This is a genomic window from Rhizobium sp. SRDI969 (genome assembly GCF_025152725.1).
GTDB classification, from domain to species: Bacteria; Pseudomonadota; Alphaproteobacteria; order Rhizobiales; family Rhizobiaceae; genus Rhizobium; species Rhizobium leguminosarum_I.
In genome coordinates this window covers 3,192,054-3,209,426 of record NZ_CP104035.1, presented here as the reverse complement: position 1 = coordinate 3,209,426, position 17,373 = coordinate 3,192,054, and the positions used below count along the sequence as shown (strand labels likewise).

Sequence of the window (17,373 nt, the reverse complement as noted above, 5' to 3'; positions counted from 1 at the left end):
AGTGCGGCCCACTTTTTTGAGCAGTTGTCGTCCTTGACCTGGATCAAGGACGGGTCCTCCCAAAGCTGAGAAGACAGGGAAAATCGGACAGAGCGCAATGAACCTCTACACAGCACCAGATCCCACGCCGGTCGAACGGATCGACGTTGAACCCGTAAACAACCGCCATAAAAATGAACCCCTCTACGCTCCGCGAAAGAAGGTGTTTCCGAAGCGTGCCGAGGGCCGTTTCCGGCGGTTCAAGTGGATCGTGATGCTGATCACGCTGGGGATCTATTATTTGGCTCCCTGGATTCGCTGGGGCCGGGGGCCCTACGCACCGGATCAGGCTATCCTGATCGATCTGGCCTCACGCAGATTTTTTTTCTTCTTCATCGAGATCTGGCCTCAGGAATTCTACTACGTCGCAGGCCTGCTGGTCATGGCGGGGTTCGGTCTCTTCCTGGTCACGTCCGCCGTCGGGCGGGCCTGGTGTGGATATGCATGTCCGCAGACGGTGTGGGTCGATCTTTTCCTTGTCGTCGAGCGCGCGATCGAGGGGGACCGAAACGCCCGCATGAAGCTCGACGCCGGGCCGTGGAATTTCGACAAGGCGAAGAAACGTGTCGCCAAGCACACGATATGGCTGATCATCGGCCTCGCGACCGGGGGGGCGTGGATCTTCTATTTCGCCGATGCGCCCACGCTCCTCGTCTCCTTTTTCACCGGAAAGGCGCCGGTTGTCGCCTACGCGACCGTCGCCACACTTACCGCCACCACCTACGTGCTTGGTGGGCTCATGCGCGAACAGGTCTGTACCTACATGTGCCCCTGGCCGCGAATCCAGGGGGCCATGCTCGACGAAAATTCCTTGGTCGTCACCTACAACGATTGGCGCGGCGAGGCTCGCTCACGTCACCCGAAGAAGGCATTGGCTGCCGGACAGCCCGTCGGCGATTGCGTCGACTGCAATGCGTGTGTGGCCGTCTGCCCCATGGGCATCGACATCCGCGACGGTCAGCAGATGGAATGCATCACCTGCGCTTTGTGTATCGACGCCTGCGATGGGGTCATGGACAAGCTCGGGAAGCCTCGTGGGCTGATAGCCTACGCGACGCTCAGCGAATACGCCGCCAACATGGCCATCGCGACGGACGGCGGAAGGACCTCGGTGCAGCCCGCGAAGGTCCGCAATGCTGATGGCTCGTTTATCGAAACGATCAAACATTTCGATTGGCGGATCATATTCCGCCCACGCGTGCTGTTTTACGCGTCTGTCTGGCTTTTGATCGGCGTCGCGATGGTCGTCCACCTCGCAATGCGTGAGGGACTTGAACTGAACGTGGTCCACGATCGCAATCCGCAGTACGTCATGGAGAGCGACGGCTCGATCCGCAACGGCTACACGCTGCGAATACTCAACATGGTGCCGGCTCCACGCAAGGTCGAGCTGAGCCTTCTAGGCCTCGACGAGGGCGCTACCATGCGCATTCCCGAGCTCGGCAAAGAAGACGCCCGAGCTTTCACCATCGAAGCGGCGCCGGATGTTGCGACCACCGTGAAAGTGTTTGTGACGAGCAAACCGTCGGCTGCCGCGGTCGCCGAGTTCCTCTTTGCCATCGAGGACGCCGCCCACGCCGACAGAGCAACATATCGAGCCGCGTTCAACTCACCAGGAGATACCAGATGACGACTGCCAGTCAAGGATTCACAGGGAGGCACATGCTGATCGCCACGTGCTCGTTCTTCGCGGTGGTGATCGGCGTCAACGTGATCATGGCCTGGTTCGCCTCGTCGAGCTGGAGCGGTCTGGTCGTCGAAAACACCTATGTCGCCAGCCAGGAGTTCAACCGCAAGGTGGCAGATATGAAGGCGATGGCGGCGTCCGGAATCATCGGAAGCCTGTCGCTCGACGGCGGCCGAATCCATTACGACATCCGTAACCGTGACGGATCTCCTGTCATCGTCGACGACGTGACCGCAAACTTCAAACGCCCCGTCGGCGATCACGAAGATTTCCACATTTCGTTCACGAAAGTCGCAGACGGACAGTTTGAGTCCCGGCACCGTGTCGGCTCGGGCGACTGGATCGTGGAGGTCATCTCGCGCAGGGAAGGCAAAGTCGTCATGCACGAGGCCTCCCGTCTCGATACCGCGGGATTCGGCGAATGACATGCTGCACGATGGATGCCGAAGGGGTTCTCGCGATAAGCACGACGTTCATCAGCGCCGAGGAAATCGCGCTAGTGAGCCATTCCTTAGGCGAAGGACTCCGGCAGCTCGACCTGAGCGTTCCGGACGTCCACTGCGGGAGCTGCATATCGACCTTGGAAAAGGCCGTTTCAGCGCTCCCATACGTCCGGAAAGCCAGAGTGAACCTCACGTCGCGGCGCGTCACCTGCGTGTACGCTGAAGAAACCGTTGAAGGGGCCACCGATCCGACGGGTATCATCGCTGCGGTCAATGCCGCCGGATACCGTGCGCATCTGTTCACGCCAGTGGCGCCCGAGACCGACAAGACAAGGAACCAGCTTCTCCTGGCAGTCGGAGTATCCGGCTTTGCAGCCACCAATATCATGCTTCTGTCCGTCTCCGTCTGGTCCGGCGCCGACGCCGCGACGAGGGACATGTTCCACTGGATCTCGGCGCTGATTGCCGCGCCAGCGCTAGTTTACGCGGGGCGGTTCTTCTTTCGGTCGGCGTGGCACGCGTTGAAGCACGGCCGCACGAACATGGACGTGCCGATATCGTTGGCCGTGACCCTTTCCTACGCGGTTTCGCTCTGGGAGACCGCGCATCATGGCGAACACGCCTGGTTCGACGCGACCGTCTCCTTGTTGTTCTTCCTTCTTATCGGCAGGACGCTCGACCATGTGATGCGCGAAAAAGCCCGTGCTGCCATCAACGGCCTGGCGCGACTTGCGCCGCGCGGTGCGCTGCTCCTGTCGTCCAACGGATCGCGCCGTTATGTTCCGCTTGACGAGATCGTCGTGGGAGACGAGATCGCGGTCGCGGCCGGCGAACGAATTCCGGTGGATGGAACCGTCGCGGTCGGCGAAAGCGACCTCGATCTTGCGATCGTTACCGGTGAAAGCGCCCCTGTCTCCGTAGGCGTCGGCGTCGGGGTCAGCTCCGGCGCCATGAACCTGACGGGCGCTCTCGTGGTCCGCGCTACCAAGCTCGCGAAGGACTCCCTGTTGGCCGAAATCATCAGCCTCATGGAGGCTGCGGAGGGCGGAAGGGCGCGCTACCGGCGTATCGCCGATCGCGCCGCCGCGCTGTATTCCCCGGTCGTCCATCTTCTCGCACTTGCCTCGTTTCTTGCCTGGGGCCTGATCGACGGCGATTGGAAGCATGCGATGCTGGTCGCGGTGGCCGTGCTTATTATTACGTGCCCATGCGCGCTGGGTCTTGCGGTTCCAGTCGTTCAAGTCGTGGCGGCTGGCGAGCTTTTCCGCAGGGGTATCATGGTGAAGGACGGCTCGGCGCTCGAAAGGCTTGCAGAGATCGACACGGTCGCCTTCGACAAGACGGGAACGCTGACCATCGGGCGTCCAAGGCTGGTCAGGCTCGAGGCCGCGCATGAGGCCGATCTGGGGAAAGCGGTGGGACTAGCCGTCCACTCGAGGCACCCACTGTCCCAGACGTTGGCCCAGAGCGCCGGCCACGTCGCGGCTCCGTTTGATCGCGTCAGCGAAATTCCCGGTGGCGGGCTCGAAGGCATGCGTGGCGAGGAGACCTATAGGCTGGGGAGCGCGGCGTTCGCGTGCGGCGTAGATCCGGCTCCGTCGACGGCCGACAGCCCGCTCTCCGAAGCCGTCCTTTCCAGGAACGGAGAAGCGCTTGCGCGCTTTTTCTTCGAGGACGCGCTCCGAGCTGGCGCGCAGGACGTTATCAAAGAACTCGAATCCGGCGGATTTGGAACATTGATCGTTTCAGGAGATCGTCAGAGCGTAGTAGACAGTGCGGCGCGTGCGCTCGGCGTCGGTCGGGCGATGGGAGCGCTTACTCCGAAACAGAAAGTCGACGAGTGCCAGAAGATCGGCGACGCCGGCCATCGCGTCCTCATGGTGGGAGATGGCATCAACGACGCGCCGGCGCTGGCTGCCGCCCATGTCTCCATGGCGCCTGCCACGGCTTCTGACATCAGCCGGCAGTCCGCCGATCTGGTATTCTTCAACGAACGGCTGGACGCCGTCCCCCAGGCGATCGCAGTGGCGAAGCGATCGGCTGCCCTCATACGTCAGAACTTTGCGCTGGCGATCGGCTACAACGTGCTGGCCGTCCCGATCGCGATGGCGGGACTTGCCACGCCCCTGATCGCAGCAGTGGCGATGTCCACTTCATCGATCATCGTCGTTACGAACGCTCTCAGGCTCAACGCAGGCTCCAAGCGATCTCCTGTCATAGATGCTTCGCGGCCAGCCGCGAGGGGCGGGGAGGTCAAAGTAGCATGAACATGCTGATCTTTCTTATTCCGATAGCGCTCCTCATGGGCGGCGCCGGACTTGCGGCATTTCTTTGGTCTCTTCGGAGCGGTCAGTATGACGATCTTCAGGGAGCCGCCTGGCGGGTGCTCGCTGACGATGAATACGATCCGCCTAAGTCGTAGGCCGTTAAAGGGGGGGCGACGATGTCCTTAGATGATGAGATAGTACTGCGGTCAGAGCTCTTCGAAGGACTCGATAAGAAAGTATGCCGAAGCATGCTGGAGTTGGTGGGTCTGCGGGCAGTCGCGGTCAACGAACGAATAGTGGCCGAAGGACAGCGAGCGTCCCACGTGTTTTGCGTTCTGTCTGGCGTGGTCCGGTTGACCAAGGCCGAGGCTGGCGGGCGCGAGGCCGACGTCTGCATCTGTGAGCCCGGAGACTGCTTTGGCGAATATCTGGTTCCCATGGGGGACGCCTACGCGCATGGGGCTTGGGCCGCGGCCCCCGTGGAGCTTGCGCAGTTCGATCTGCCCGGCCTTCGTGCACTTGCCGCCGAACACGGCGGCATCCAGCGCAACGTCATGCGGATCATGGCCAGGCATCTGCTGGGCTCGTTGGACTGCATCGCGGGAGACCGCCTGCACACCGCTGCCCAGCGCGTTGCCAACTACTTCGTGAGCCGGTGTCCCAACTCCGCATCTCAGGCGACGTTCCGACTGCCTTATCAGAAAAGAGTTCTTGCCGGAAAGCTTGGGCTCGCTCCCGAGGCGCTGTCGCGCGCCTTTGCAGCTCTTTCCGGTGCGGGAGTGGACGTGAGGGGCCGGACGGTCTGTATCGGCAGCGTGGCCCAGCTAAGGGAAGCTTGTTAGAAGTCTTCTTCAGCGCCCCCCGAGAGCGCTAACCACGATGCGCGACGGACGAGACCTGCGGGGCTGTGACGACTTGCTGCTCGGAAGGGAGCGCTCGCAGTCGGTCGGTTACGATCTGGACTGTTATCATGACCAGAACAACAGTAGCGCTGTCCCCGATCCTGCGGTATCTGGTTTTGAAACAGAATTGCAGCGGGACGAATGAGGGACATGGAACCGGATCGCATTCTGGTCGTCGACGACGACGCCCGGATCAGACAGATGCTTGTCCGCTACTTCGAGGACAACGGATACAGGGTGAACGCCGTCGGCAATGGCGCCGCCATGCGCGCCGAATTGTCCAAGGCGTCCTACTCGGCCATATTTCTCGATCTCGTGCTCCCAAATGGAGAGAACGGCCTCGAACTGCTGAAGGAGTTGCGCAACACGTCCGACGTTCCGGTGCTGATGCTCACTGGGCAGGACGACGTGACCGACAAGGTTGTGGGCCTGGAATTTGGTGCTGACGACTATATTGCAAAGCCATTTCATCTGCGGGAACTGCTCGCAAGGCTAAGGACTGTACTAAGGAGGCGGATACAGACCCCTCCGACGGACCGAGCCGCGAACGCAGAGGAGGAAGTCCTCCAGTTCGACGGCTGGAAGCTCCAGGTTGGTCGAAGGAAGCTAACTTCTCCGCAGGGAGAGGACGTCTCCTTGACGACCGGAGAATTCGAAATGCTTCTGGTCTTCGCGCAAAATCCTGGCCGCGTGCTGTCGCGTGACAAGCTAATGGACCTAACGAGAAGCCGCAGCCTGGAGGCCTTCGACCGGGCGATAGATGCGCAGATCGTCCGCCTTCGGAAAAAAGTCGAAGTTGACCCAAAGGAACCGACGATGATCCAGACGGTTCGCGGCGTCGGATACGTCTTCACACCACGCCCATCAAATGTGAGATAGTTGATCAGGGTCAATGTTCCACGTAGCGATCGTGCATACGGTCGGCCGTGCAATGGCTTCTGGACCAATGATCATCTGGATACTTTTTGCGGTCGTCTCGGCCGCAACAACCGCAGTCCTAGTGCATCCGCTGTCGTCGGTTCGCGCCCGTCATTCGAACGTCGGCGTGGACGCCCACGTGTACCGGGACCAGCTCCTCGAACTCGAAAGGGAGCTGGCGAGGCAACAGATTGGTGCAAACGAGTACGAACTTGCCAAGGCGGAAACAGCGCGACGGCTCTTCAAGTCCATGGATCTGCCACGGACGCCTAGCGGTCCCCAACGCTCCCACAGGCGCGTCAGACTGGCCGTCGCTGCGATGCTCCCACTAATTAGCATCGGAGTCTACGCCTCTCTCGGTTCTCCTGAGCTTGAGTCGCGACCTTTGCAGGCCAGACTTGATGACCCTGGCGAGGATCTTGCGATCCTTGTCAAGAAGACCCACGACCATCTCGTCAGCAGTCCACAGGACGGTCGGGGGTGGGATCTACTTGCCCCCGTTCTCCTCAAGATGGGTCGAGCGGACGACGCGGTCGAGGCATATCGATCCGCGCTTCGTATCCTTGGCGCGAGCGTACCGCGTCTGGGCGGGCTCTCGGAAGCGTTGATGGCTCGTTCAAACGGGCTTGTGGGAGAAGATGTCCTGCTCGCGCTCAATAACTTGCTGCAGATCGATCCTGCGAATGTGCGCGCCCGTTTCTACATCGCCCTCAGCATGGAGCAGGCGGGACGGCCCGATGAGGCGCGGCAGGCCTTCGAGGCGCTGGCAAAACAATCGCCGGCCGATGCGCCGTGGCTGCCGCTGGTCAACCAGCATATCGCCATGAACGGCGGCGCGCCGGCAGGCCCTGACGTCAATCCGGGCGCCGGTGCGGCTGCTCCCGGCAATCCCACGCAGCAGGATGTGACGGCGGCCGACGCCGGCGACCGGCAGCAGATGATCCGCGGCATGGTCGAAAGCCTCGATGCCAAGCTCAGCGAGGATCCTGCAGGTGGCATGGGCTTCATCCTCGCCGCCGTGCTGCTTGTCATGTTCGCCTTCAGCCAGTCGGTTGCCTATTTCTACATGCCGGCCGATCTCGCCAAGACGCCGGTGGCGCCGGAAACCCGCATCCGCCTCGGCGGCCTGGTCGGTGAGGGCAGTGTCGTGCGCGGCACCGGCTCGACGGTGGAATTTGCCGTCACCGACGGCAGCGCCAATGCCGTCAAGGTCCAATATACCGGCATCCTCCCCGATCTCTTCCGCGAGGGCCAGGGCGTCGTCACCGAAGGCATGTTCACTGCCGGCACGAACATCTTCGTCGCCGACACCGTGCTTGCCAAGCATGACGAGACCTATATGCCGAAGGAGGTGGCCGACAAGCTGAAAGCCCAGGGGCTGTGGAAGGAAGGCCAAGGCCAGGAAGGTCAGGGCCAGGAAGTGAAGGAACAGCAAGTGAAGGCGACGCCATGATCATCGAGATCGGCCATTACGCGCTGGTGCTGGCGCTGGCCACGGCGCTCATCCTTTCCATCGTGCCGGTGATCGGAGCCCGTCGTCACGACCGGGCGATGATGGATGTGGCGACGGTCGGCTCGCTGGCGATGTTTGCGCTTGTGGCCTTCTCCTTCGCCGTGCTGACCTATGCCCATGTCGTCTCGGATTTCTCGGTCGAAAACGTCTGGGAGAATTCGCATTCGCTGGTGCCGCTGATCTACAAATACTCCGGCGTCTGGGGCAATCACGAGGGATCGATGATGCTCTGGCTGTTGATCCTGACGCTGTTCAGCGCGCTGGTCGCCGTCTTCGGCCGCAATCTGCCGGAGACGCTGAAAGCCAATGTATTGGCCGTGCAGGCCTGGATTTCGGTCGCCTTCACGCTGTTCATTCTTTTGACCTCCAATCCCTTCCTGCGGCTCGATCCGGCGCCGGCCGAGGGCCGCGATCTCAACCCCGTCCTTCAGGATGTTGGCCTCGCGATCCACCCGCCGCTGCTCTATCTCGGCTATGTCGGCTTCTCCGTCTGCTTCTCCTTTGCCGTTGCTGCGCTCATGGAAGGGCGCATCGACGCTGCCTGGGCACGCTGGGTGCGGCCCTGGACGCTGGCGGCCTGGACCTTCCTGACGCTCGGCATCGCCATGGGCTCCTACTGGGCCTATTACGAGCTCGGCTGGGGCGGCTGGTGGTTCTGGGACCCGGTGGAAAACGCCTCCTTCATGCCGTGGCTCGCCGGCACCGCGCTGCTGCATTCGGCGCTTGTCATGGAAAAGCGCGAGGCGCTGAAGATCTGGACGGTGCTGCTCGCCATCCTCACCTTCTCGCTGTCGCTGATGGGCACCTTCCTGGTGCGCTCCGGCGTGCTGACCTCGGTGCATGCCTTTGCCAGCGACCCATCCCGCGGCGTCTTCATTCTGTGCATCCTGCTGATCTTCATCGGCGGGGCGCTGTCGCTGTTTGCCTTCCGCGCGCCGAAGCTTTCGGCCGGCGGGCTGTTTGCGCCGATCTCGCGCGAGGGCGCGCTCGTCGTCAACAATCTGATCCTGACGGTCGCCTGCGGCACGGTGCTCACAGGCACGCTCTATCCGCTGCTGCTGGAAACGCTGACCGGCGACAAGATCTCCGTCGGACCACCCTTCTTCAACCTGACCTTCGGCCTGCTGATGGCACCGCTGATCGTCATCGTACCCTTCGGGCCGATGCTGGCCTGGAAGCGCGGCGATCTGCTGGGTGCCCTGCAGCGGCTCTATGTCGTCGCAGGTCTCGCCTTCCTTGCCGCGCTGATCTTCTTCTATATCGAACATGGCGGGCCGGTGCTTGCCGTCCTCGGCCTGGCCGCCGGGCTGTTCCTCATCCTCGGCGCGGTCGCCGATCTCTGGTATCGCGCCGGCATCGGCAAGGTGGCGGGCAGCCTTGCCTGGCGGCGGCTTTCCGGCCTGCCGCGTTCCGCCTTCGGCACGGCGCTAGCCCATGCCGGGCTCGGCGTCACCGTGCTCGGCATCGTCGCGGTGACGACGTTTGAGAGCGAGCATGTCATTGAGATGAAGCCCGGCGAGGTGACCGAGGCCGGCGGTTACAGCCTGCATTTCGACGGCATGCAGCCGGGGACCGGGCCGAACTATACCGAGGAGCGCGGCCACTTCACCATCCGCCGCGCCGGTGTCGCGGTTGCCGATACCTGGTCGGCCAAGCGGCTCTATACCGCCCGGCAGATGCCGACGACGGAGGCTGGTATTCTGACCTTCGGCCTCAGCCAGCTCTACGTCTCTTTGGGTGACGCCACCAAGGACGGCGGCATCGTCGTGCGCATCTGGTGGAAGCCGTTCATTCTCTGCATCTGGGGCGGCGCGGTGATCATGGCCTTCGGCGGCCTGGTCTCGCTCAGCGACCGGCGCCTGCGTGTCGGCGCCCCGCGCCGCAAGGCGAAGCCGGCAGCTCCTGCCATGGAGCCGGCGGAATGACGCGCTCACGGCTTTCTTCCCCTTCTCCCCATCGGGGAGAAGATGCCCGAAGGGCAGATGAGGGGGCCGAGCGGCGGAGCTGCGAGGAGCTTGAGCGCAAGCGAAAGGTCGCCTGTGCTGCGAAGGGTGGCCCCCTTGCATGTTCAAACTGCATCCGTTGATGATGGGTGCGACCCCTGGGGGATGGCCATCCCCGGGGTCGGACGGGCGGGACCGTAACCCCCTTGGCGTGAACCGGGGATGAGCCTGGTCCGCTCGTCCTTCGCGTTTGTCCTGAACAGATAGTGGGGAGCAGGTCCCGTATGCAAGGCAAGGTATCGTCCGAACGCGCCGCGATGGCGACAGTTTATGTCGGCATCGATGTCTGTAAAGAGTGGCTGGACATTCATCTGCATCCTCTCGGCCGCAGTTTTCGGGTGACCAACGACACGGCCGGCCTGCGCCGCCTCAAGCGGGAGCTCGATGCGCTTGACCAGATGCCGCGCTCGGCGCTGCGTATCGTCATGGAAGCGACCGGCAAGTGGCATCGCGCCGTCCAGCGCTCGCTGCATGCCGATGGCTTTTACGTGTCGGTCGTCGATCCGCTGCGCGCCCGACTGTTTGCCAAAGCCTGCGGCTTTCTCGCCAAGACCGATCGGCTCGATGCGCGGTTTCTGGCCATCATGGGAGAAGCCCTCAAGCCCGCACAGACCCCACCGCCGGACCAAGCGCTGGAAACCCTGCAGGAACTGGTCAATGCCCGATCTGCCGCCAATGGTGAACGCACCGCCCTGTCCAACCGGATGAAGACGGCCGTGACCGCTTTCCTGCGCAAGGAACTGACGCGCCGGCTTGCCGCGCTCGACACCCATATCGCAAGACTGGACGCCGAGATCGAGCGCAGCATCTGCGCCGATCCCGAGATGCGCCGCCGCCTCGACATCCTCATCTCCATTCCTGGCATCGGAGCCGTCACCGCCGCAAGCCTGATCGCTGGCCTTTGCGAACTTGGCGCCTGCTCCGGCAAGCAGGCCGCCATGCTGACCGGCCTTGCGCCGATTGCCTGCGAAAGTGGCGAGCGGGCCGAACATCGCTCCATCAGGGGCGGACGCCCAGCACCCAGGAACGCCATCTACATGGCCGCCCTGTCCGCCTCTCGTCACAACCCGGACCTCGCACGCTTCGCCGCAAGGCTGAAGAAAGTCGGAAAACCCAATAAGGTCGTCCTCGTCGCCGTCATGAGAAAGCTCATCGTCCTGGCAAACACCCTCATCACCAAAAACCGCATCTGGACACCAAATCCACCTTGACACCAAACACAGATGCTCATCCGCCCTGTCGGGCACCTTCTCCCCGAGGGGCGAAGGGGAATGCGGCTTCTCTCCCGGCTCCTCATCGTCCTTTTCGTCCTCTTCACGCCCGTCTCCGCCTTCGCCGTCAATCCCGACGAGGTGCTGGCCGATCCAGCTTTGGAAGCCCGCGCTCGCGCTCTCTCGGCCGAGCTGCGCTGCATGGTCTGCCAGAACCAGTCGATCGACGATTCCAACGCCGATCTGGCCAAGGACCTGCGGCTGCTGGTGCGCGAGCGCATCAGCGATGGCGACAGCGACGAGGCGGTGCTGAACTACATCGTCTCGCGCTACGGTGAATTCGTGCTTTTGACACCGCGTCTCAGCCTGAAGACGGGGCTGCTCTGGGGCGCACCGCTGCTGCTGATCCTTGCCGGCGGACGGTCACTGCTGGTCTTTGCCCGCAAGAGGGCCGGCAAACCGACCGGCAGCAAGCTGACGGCCGATGAACAAGCGAAGCTGAGCGAGATGCTTCACAGAAATCGCACTATTTGACGGAGATCAATGGCGGCTCGACGCGGTCGTCCTATCGTCGTCGCAGCAACAATTCCTATAAACGAGGCAGGACAATGCAGGCGAAGGACATAATGACCACGAAGGTGGTGTCGATCGGTCCAGCAGTCAGTATACGCCACGCTGTCGCTGTCATGATGCACAACAACGTCAGCGGCCTTCCTGTCATTGACGACGAAGGCCGCGTCTGCGGAATGCTTACGGAGGGCGACCTGCTGCTGCGAAGAGAGATCCGCTTCGCTCCCCGCGCCGCCCGCGCACCCGAAATCATATCCGAGATCGATCTTGAGCGATATATTTCCAGCAATGGCTGGTGTGTCGCCGATGTCATGTCTCAAGATGTGATCGTGGCGAGCCCCGACAGCGAGGTATCGGATATCGCCGAAAGCCTCCAGGCGCACCGGATCAAGCGGCTGCCTATCGTCGAGGACGGGCGCCTTGTCGGGATTGTCAGCCGCAGGGACATCCTCGGCCTGATCATCGATGCCCAAACGGCACCGTTGCCAAAAGAAGATGAATCGATCAGGCTGGCTGTCCGGACGCGACTGAGGTCGGACTTGGGGATAACGCCTCAGAAGATCCAGGTGACCGTCAAGGACGGCCAGGTGACACTCGACGGCAACGTCGAGTCGGAGCTGAAGCAAAAGGCTGTTCGCACCCTGGTCGAAAGCCTGGGTGTCGGCGCCTATCGTGACCGGCTCCAGATCGCTCGGCTGACCGGGACCGAGGTGGGTTGAGACAGCGCCTCTATGCTGTTTAAAGCGCCGACCAATATCCGCACATCCGCGGAGACCAATTTCTGGATGTCGGAGCATATGCGGCGATAAAGCATCTTATGCTCGCCCGCTGGTGTTCAAGCCGAATCTCGCAAAGATTTAGTGAAATCGCCGCTTGCCTCAACCAGACAATCTCGCAGATTCTGGACACCCGAAATTCTCAAGCTTGCGGCACTGCCGCCCGCGCCTGGCGGCGCGGCTTCGGCTGGCGCTCGTTGGTGAGAGTGAATTTGACGCGAGGAGGCTCGCTCGGTGTTGCGCCCCAAAACCGAGCGAGCCTCTGTCAAGTTTCCCCCCTTGACACGGGAAAATCCCGACCCGCCAAATCGACATACTCAATAGGCGAGGCCGTTTCCTTGATGGAGGTCAAACACGGCTGGCAGAGGCAGCGTTCATTCGGCGGCAATGATCTCTTCCAAAATGGGCAGAAAATCAATCGTGAGGCTTTTCTCGTCGATCGGTCGGACATGTTTCAAGAGGATTCGTCCCGTGCGATCGATAATAAATGTTTCGGGGACGCCGTAGGCTCCCCAGTCGATCGAGCTTCTTCCCGTGGTGTCGATTCCGATTGCCGCGAACGGATTGCCGTTTTCCACAACGATTGGAACGGGGGAATCTCGTGACTGGTCCGATGCGCTCGCCAGTCGGTGTTCAGCTTTCACCCAACTTGATCAGGATCAAATACGCCGCAACCACCGCAATGTACTGCTCGAATCGAACAGGGAGCGTGCACATGGATTTCGAAGCGTTTTTCAAAGACGAGTTGGACGGACTTCGTACCGAAGGCCGTTACCGCGTTTTTGCCGATCTCGAACGTCACCGCGGCAATTTCCCCCGCGCGACGCGTCACACCGCGGATGGCCAAAAGGAAGTCACGGTCTGGTGTTCCAACGACTATCTCGGCATGGGCCAGCATCCGAAGGTGATCGAGGCGATGAAGAACGCCATCGACCACTGTGGCGCGGGTGCGGGAGGCACCCGCAATATTTCTGGCACCAACCACCATCACGTCATGCTCGAGCGCGAGCTTGCCGATCTGCACGGCAAGGAAGCAGCGCTGATTTTCACGTCGGGCTATGTCTCCAACTGGGCAGCACTCGGCACGCTCGGCGCCAAGATCCCCGGCCTGATCATCTTCTCCGACGCGTTGAACCATGCCTCGATGATCGAGGGCATCCGCTATGCCAAGTGCGACAAGGTCATCTGGAAGCACAATGACGTGGCCGATCTCGAAGCCAAGCTCAAGGCCGCCGATCCGAAGGCGCCGAAGCTGATCGCCTTCGAGAGCGTCTATTCGATGGATGGCGATATCGCCCCGATCAAGGAAATCTGCGACCTCGCCGACAAATACGGGGCGATGACCTATCTCGATGAAGTGCATGGCGTCGGCATGTACGGCCCGCGCGGCGGCGGCATTGCCGAGCGCGACGGGCTGATGGACCGGCTGACCGTGATCGAGGGCACGCTCGGCAAGGCGTTTGGGGTGATGGGCGGCTATATCGCCGCGTCGACGGCGCTTTGCGATTTCATCCGCTCGTTTGCGTCGGGCTTCATCTTCACCACGGCGCTGCCGCCGGCGCTGGCCGCCGGTGCCGTCGCCTCGATCCAGCACCTGAAGATCAGCCAGTTCGAGCGCGCCCGCCATCAGGACCGTGTCCGCAAGCTGCGGGCGCTGCTCGACCAGCGCGGCATTCCGCATATGCCCAATCCGAGCCATATCGTGCCGGTGCTGGTCGGCGATGCGGCGAAATGCAAGTGGATCTCCGACCTGCTGCTCGACAATTGGGGGGTCTATGTCCAGCCGATCAACTATCCCACCGTGCCGAAGAAGACCGAGCGCCTGCGCATCACGCCGACGCCGCTGCATTCCGACGCCGATATCGCCCATCTGGTCGAGGCGCTGCATTCGCTCTGGTCGCGCTGCGCGCTCGCGAGGCACGTCGCCTGATGCATTGAGGACACTTCCGTTCTCTAACGAAGGCATGACCCGTCGTCTGCTTGAATTCAGACGTCGTGCAGCCCTCTACGTTTTTTCAGGTCTCGGGTGCGGGATCGCGCTTCCGGCAAGACGAGGATGTATCGCCATTATTATTGATCGCGATCAAAGACAGAGCCGCCTTCCCAGAAGAAGAGTGCCACGGAATGAAGTCGGAGACCAAGACATTGATGATTGCAAAGCACGACTGCCGTTCCGCCGGCCCGTTGGAAGGCGCCACGGATACATGCGGGGGAAATTCCGCGAAGCGGAGGATCGGCGGCCTGATGCGTTTGCGACCATTGCTTCGCAATCATCGGCCGCTGGTGGTGTGCGCGGGTGTTTCGCTGACCTGTGCGGCTCTGATATCGCTTGCGCTCCCGTTGGCGGTTCGCAGGATGATAGACAATGGCTTCAGCCAGGCTGATGGCGCGTTCGTCAACCGTTACTTCATGATGCTAATGATCCTCGCGATCGGACTCGCGGTAGCAAGCGCCTGCCGATACTACTTCGTCACGACGCTTGGGGAACGGATCGTTGGCGATCTCCGGATAATGGTCTTCCACAAGATCACCCGTCTCCCCGCGAGTTTCTTCGATGCAAACCGGTCGGGGGAAATCGCCTCGCGGCTGACCGCCGACGCTGCTCACATTAAGACAGCGACGAGTCTCGCCGCATCCGTAGCGTTGAGAAACTCCATCCTCTGCGTCGGCGCTCTTGCCATGATGTTCGTCACAAGCCCCGCTTTGTCCGCGATCACCATGGGCGCCATTCCCTTAGTCGTGGCCCCGCTGGTGGTATTCGGACGCTCGGTTCGGAAGCGGTCGAGGGCCGCTCAGGACGCCCTGGCCAATGCATCCGCTTACGCGGCCGAAATCATAGCCGGAAGCCGCACCGTCCAGGCATTCAACGGCGAGGAGATCGCCTGTCGCCGATACTCAAAGGATATAGAGGAGTCCTATCGAAGCGCAGTCGTCGCTTCGCGCTCGCGGGCAGTCCTTACGGCGGTTGCAATCGCTCTAATATTCGGAAGCGTCGTCGGAGTGCTATGGATTGGGGCGCACAGCCTGCTTAGCGGAACGCTTTCTGCCGGTAATCTCAGTCAGTTTCTAATCTATGCCGTGATCGCGGCGGGCTCGCTCGGGTCGCTCTCCGAAGTCTGGGGCGAAATGGCCCAGGCTGCTGGAGCGGCTGGACGGCTTTTCGAGCTATTGGACGAACAAGGGAGCGTCCGTCAGCGTGGTTCCGTCAGACCGATCGGTCAGGTACGGGGCGACGTTCAGATCGCGGATCTCCATTTCGCCTATCCTGGCTCGCCTGAACGAGAAGTCCTTAGAGGCCTCTCGCTGCAGGTCGTGGCCGGCGAGACAGTCGCGATCGTCGGCCCATCGGGATCGGGGAAGAGTACCGTTCTCTCGTTGTTGCTCGGTTTCTATGACGACTACTCGGGCAGCATCGCGATCGACGGGCGGGATATCAGATCGACCACGCCCGAAGATCTTCGGAAGGAGATTTCCGTTGTCCCGCAGGACGTGACGATCTTCGGCGCCTCGATCGCTGAAAACATCGCATTCGGTCGTCCTGACGCCACGGAGGCGGAAATAGCGGCGGCTGCCGCCAAAGCGCGGGCGGACGCCTTTGTCGCCGCGCTCCCAAAGGCATACGAAACCGTCGTCGGCGAACGCGGTCTGACGCTCTCCGGAGGACAACGCCAGAGGATAGCGATTGCACGCGCGCTGCTCAAAGATGCTCCAATCCTCCTTCTCGACGAAGCGACCGCCTCGTTGGACGCCGAGAACGAGCAGCTCGTTCAACGGGGATTGGAAGGACTCATAAGCGGTCGGACGACGATCGTTATTGCGCACCGGCTCGCCACCGTTCTCAATGCCGACCGCATCCTGGTCATGGACAAGGGCAGGATCGTGGAGGAGGGTCCACATGCGTCGCTAGTTCGACAGGGGGGACTTTACGCAAGACTCGCGGAGTTGCAGTTCAATGTCGCCACCCAGCCCGAACAGGATGCCGCCTGATGAAGTCGGGAGGAGCTGCACAGAACCAAATCAAGATCGGTACGCGAGCGAGCCCGCTTGGGTTTGCCCAGGCGAAGGAGGTGGCCGGCCGGCTCGCCGCCTACCACGGTCTTCCTGGTGACTGCTTCGAGATCGTGCCTCTGACGACCAGAGGCGATCGGATTGACGAACGGCCGTTGCCAGAGGTCGGAGTGAAAGGCTTTTTTACAATTGAACTGGAGGAAAGGCTCCTTTCAGGAGACCTCGATCTTGCGGTGCATTCGGCCAAGGACGTCGCCACGACCCTTCCGGACGGGCTGCACCTCAGCGCGTTCCTGCCGAGGGAGGACGTGCGCGATGTGTTGATCTCACGCAGCGGATATCGATTGTGGGAGCTGCCGCCTGGCGCCGTGGTCGGTACGTCGTCGATCCGACGCGCAGCGCTTGTCGCAATGCACCGGCCAGATCCAGATATCGTTCCATTTCGGGGATTCGTCGGTACGCGGCTGCAGAAGCTCGAGAGTGGGGTTGTTGACGCGACGCTGCTTGCGATGGCGGGACTGAACCGACTGGGCATGTTCGACGCCGCAACGGAGATTTTGAACCCGCGCGATTTCCCACCTTCGCCCGCGCAGGGAGCCATCTGTATCGAGAATGTCGTCGCGAATGACCGAATAACTGAACTGGTATCGGCTCTAAACGATGCAAGCACGGCCGATGCCGTTCGCTGCGAGCATGCCTTCCTTCGAACCCTCAACGGCTCGTGCCGAACGCCGATCGGAGCGCTCGCGGTCTGTCATGGAAGCGAGATTCTGCTTCGCGGTCTGAGCATTGATGCTGATGGGCGGAACCCTCGGCGCGTGACCGTGCGTGGCGCTCGGACAGTCCCGGCGGCGCTGGGCGAAGAGGCCGGTCGGATGGTCCTGGCCGGGGTGGGGATGGCGTCCGGACACGTTTAGAGGGATCGGGTGGCGTCAAGTTCCCATGGACGTGCATACGACGTCGGATCTTTCGAGGCCGGTAAACCGATCGGTAAAATGCAAGCGATCTCAATGAGCCCGAGATACCCGGCGAGGAA

General features: G+C 61.8%; 15 protein-coding genes and 1 pseudogene. 15 read left to right on the top strand and 1 reads right to left on the bottom strand.

All coding sequences use genetic code 11. The features are described 5' to 3' along the window. Window positions 1–97 precede the first annotated feature (97 nt). The 12 genes and pseudogenes from ccoG (at window position 98) to N2A41_RS16060 (ending at window position 12,272) form a co-directional block, all read left to right on the top strand. Window positions 98–1,669: a cytochrome c oxidase accessory protein CcoG gene (gene ccoG / locus N2A41_RS16115; RefSeq protein ID WP_260109235.1), complete on the top strand. Its 1,572-nt coding sequence runs from the start codon at window positions 98–100 to the stop codon at window positions 1,667–1,669. Next, window positions 1,666–2,151, top strand: coding sequence for a FixH family protein (locus N2A41_RS16110; protein WP_260109234.1), 486 nt, complete (start codon window positions 1,666–1,668; stop codon window positions 2,149–2,151). Before ccoG ends, N2A41_RS16110 begins: the two co-directional genes overlap by 4 nt. Continuing rightward, window positions 2,148–4,436 carry a cation-translocating P-type ATPase gene (locus N2A41_RS16105; RefSeq protein WP_260109233.1) on the top strand — a complete coding sequence of 763 codons (2,289 nt, stop codon included), beginning with the start codon at window positions 2,148–2,150 and terminating at the stop codon, window positions 4,434–4,436. The genes N2A41_RS16110 and N2A41_RS16105 overlap by 4 nt, the downstream gene beginning before the upstream one ends. Further along, on the top strand, window positions 4,433–4,591 hold the full coding sequence (gene ccoS, locus N2A41_RS16100; protein ID WP_017965701.1) for a cbb3-type cytochrome oxidase assembly protein CcoS: 159 nt from the start codon (window positions 4,433–4,435) through the stop codon (window positions 4,589–4,591). The genes N2A41_RS16105 and ccoS overlap by 4 nt, the downstream gene beginning before the upstream one ends. Before the next feature lie 21 nt (window positions 4,592–4,612). Then, window positions 4,613–5,278: a Crp/Fnr family transcriptional regulator gene (locus tag N2A41_RS16095; protein ID WP_260109232.1), complete on the top strand. Its 666-nt coding sequence runs from the start codon at window positions 4,613–4,615 to the stop codon at window positions 5,276–5,278. Between the two features lie 210 nt (window positions 5,279–5,488). Next, on the top strand, window positions 5,489–6,217 hold the full coding sequence (locus N2A41_RS16090; RefSeq protein WP_085991563.1) for a response regulator: 729 nt from the start codon (window positions 5,489–5,491) through the stop codon (window positions 6,215–6,217). 13 nt (window positions 6,218–6,230) lie between these two features. After that, a pseudogene (ccmI, locus tag N2A41_RS16085) lies at window positions 6,231–7,001 on the top strand (c-type cytochrome biogenesis protein CcmI); the annotation flags it as partial. Window positions 7,002–7,205: 204 nt separating this feature from the next. Continuing rightward, window positions 7,206–7,709, top strand: a complete 504-nt coding sequence (gene ccmE / locus N2A41_RS16080; protein ID WP_260111060.1) for a cytochrome c maturation protein CcmE — start codon at window positions 7,206–7,208, stop codon at window positions 7,707–7,709. Next, the gene (locus N2A41_RS16075) at window positions 7,706–9,694 is read left to right on the top strand and encodes a heme lyase CcmF/NrfE family subunit (protein ID WP_260109231.1); all 1,989 of its coding nucleotides are present in this window, start codon (window positions 7,706–7,708) and stop codon (window positions 9,692–9,694) included. The genes ccmE and N2A41_RS16075 overlap by 4 nt, the downstream gene beginning before the upstream one ends. Before the next feature lie 302 nt (window positions 9,695–9,996). Beyond that, window positions 9,997–10,983 carry an IS110 family transposase gene (locus N2A41_RS16070; RefSeq protein WP_260109230.1) on the top strand — a complete coding sequence of 329 codons (987 nt, stop codon included), beginning with the start codon at window positions 9,997–9,999 and terminating at the stop codon, window positions 10,981–10,983. Between the two features lie 60 nt (window positions 10,984–11,043). Beyond that, entirely contained in the window at window positions 11,044–11,517 is a 474-nt protein-coding gene (locus N2A41_RS16065; RefSeq protein WP_260109229.1) for a cytochrome c-type biogenesis protein, read from the top strand. 74 nt (window positions 11,518–11,591) lie between these two features. Next, window positions 11,592–12,272: a CBS domain-containing protein gene (locus N2A41_RS16060; RefSeq protein WP_260109228.1), complete on the top strand. Its 681-nt coding sequence runs from the start codon at window positions 11,592–11,594 to the stop codon at window positions 12,270–12,272. A gap of 431 nt (window positions 12,273–12,703) precedes the next feature. On the opposite strand, the gene N2A41_RS16055 is transcribed toward N2A41_RS16060, so the two are convergent. Continuing rightward, window positions 12,704–12,973, bottom strand: a complete 270-nt coding sequence (locus N2A41_RS16055) for a hypothetical protein (RefSeq protein WP_260109227.1) — start codon at window positions 12,971–12,973, stop codon at window positions 12,704–12,706. A 71-nt stretch (window positions 12,974–13,044) separates the two neighbouring features. Here N2A41_RS16055 and hemA point away from each other — a divergent pair, with 71 nt between their 5' ends. The 3 genes from hemA (at window position 13,045) to hemC (ending at window position 17,254) form a co-directional block, all read left to right on the top strand. Beyond that, window positions 13,045–14,259 (top strand): 5-aminolevulinate synthase, encoded by a 1,215-nt coding sequence (hemA, locus tag N2A41_RS16050; protein ID WP_260109226.1) that lies wholly within the window; start codon window positions 13,045–13,047, stop codon window positions 14,257–14,259. A gap of 314 nt (window positions 14,260–14,573) precedes the next feature. Then, window positions 14,574–16,316 carry an ABC transporter transmembrane domain-containing protein gene (locus tag N2A41_RS16045; RefSeq protein ID WP_260111059.1) on the top strand — a complete coding sequence of 581 codons (1,743 nt, stop codon included), beginning with the start codon at window positions 14,574–14,576 and terminating at the stop codon, window positions 16,314–16,316. Then, entirely contained in the window at window positions 16,316–17,254 is a 939-nt protein-coding gene (hemC, locus tag N2A41_RS16040) for a hydroxymethylbilane synthase (protein ID WP_260109225.1), read from the top strand. The genes N2A41_RS16045 and hemC overlap by 1 nt, the downstream gene beginning before the upstream one ends. The last annotated feature ends 119 nt before the right edge of the window (window positions 17,255–17,373 follow it).

Excerpts from the sequence above, each read along its gene's own strand:
- N2A41_RS16045 (WP_260111059.1), top strand. The coding sequence starts at position 14,574 with ATGCGTTTGCGACCATTGCTTCGCAATCATCGGCCGCTGGTGGTGTGC.
- ccoG (WP_260109235.1), top strand. The coding sequence starts at position 98 with ATGAACCTCTACACAGCACCAGATCCCACGCCGGTCGAACGGATCGAC.
- N2A41_RS16090 (WP_085991563.1), top strand. The coding sequence starts at position 5,489 with ATGGAACCGGATCGCATTCTGGTCGTCGACGACGACGCCCGGATCAGA.
- N2A41_RS16105 (WP_260109233.1), top strand. The coding sequence starts at position 2,148 with ATGACATGCTGCACGATGGATGCCGAAGGGGTTCTCGCGATAAGCACG.
- hemA (WP_260109226.1), top strand. The coding sequence starts at position 13,045 with ATGGATTTCGAAGCGTTTTTCAAAGACGAGTTGGACGGACTTCGTACC.
- N2A41_RS16060 (WP_260109228.1), top strand. The coding sequence starts at position 11,592 with ATGCAGGCGAAGGACATAATGACCACGAAGGTGGTGTCGATCGGTCCA.
- N2A41_RS16070 (WP_260109230.1), top strand. The coding sequence starts at position 9,997 with ATGCAAGGCAAGGTATCGTCCGAACGCGCCGCGATGGCGACAGTTTAT.
- N2A41_RS16075 (WP_260109231.1), top strand. The coding sequence starts at position 7,706 with ATGATCATCGAGATCGGCCATTACGCGCTGGTGCTGGCGCTGGCCACG.
- hemC (WP_260109225.1), top strand. The coding sequence starts at position 16,316 with ATGAAGTCGGGAGGAGCTGCACAGAACCAAATCAAGATCGGTACGCGA.
- ccoS (WP_017965701.1), top strand. The coding sequence starts at position 4,433 with ATGAACATGCTGATCTTTCTTATTCCGATAGCGCTCCTCATGGGCGGC.
- N2A41_RS16110 (WP_260109234.1), top strand. The coding sequence starts at position 1,666 with ATGACGACTGCCAGTCAAGGATTCACAGGGAGGCACATGCTGATCGCC.
- N2A41_RS16065 (WP_260109229.1), top strand. The coding sequence starts at position 11,044 with ATGCGGCTTCTCTCCCGGCTCCTCATCGTCCTTTTCGTCCTCTTCACG.
- N2A41_RS16095 (WP_260109232.1), top strand. The coding sequence starts at position 4,613 with ATGTCCTTAGATGATGAGATAGTACTGCGGTCAGAGCTCTTCGAAGGA.
- ccmE (WP_260111060.1), top strand. The coding sequence starts at position 7,206 with ATGGTCGAAAGCCTCGATGCCAAGCTCAGCGAGGATCCTGCAGGTGGC.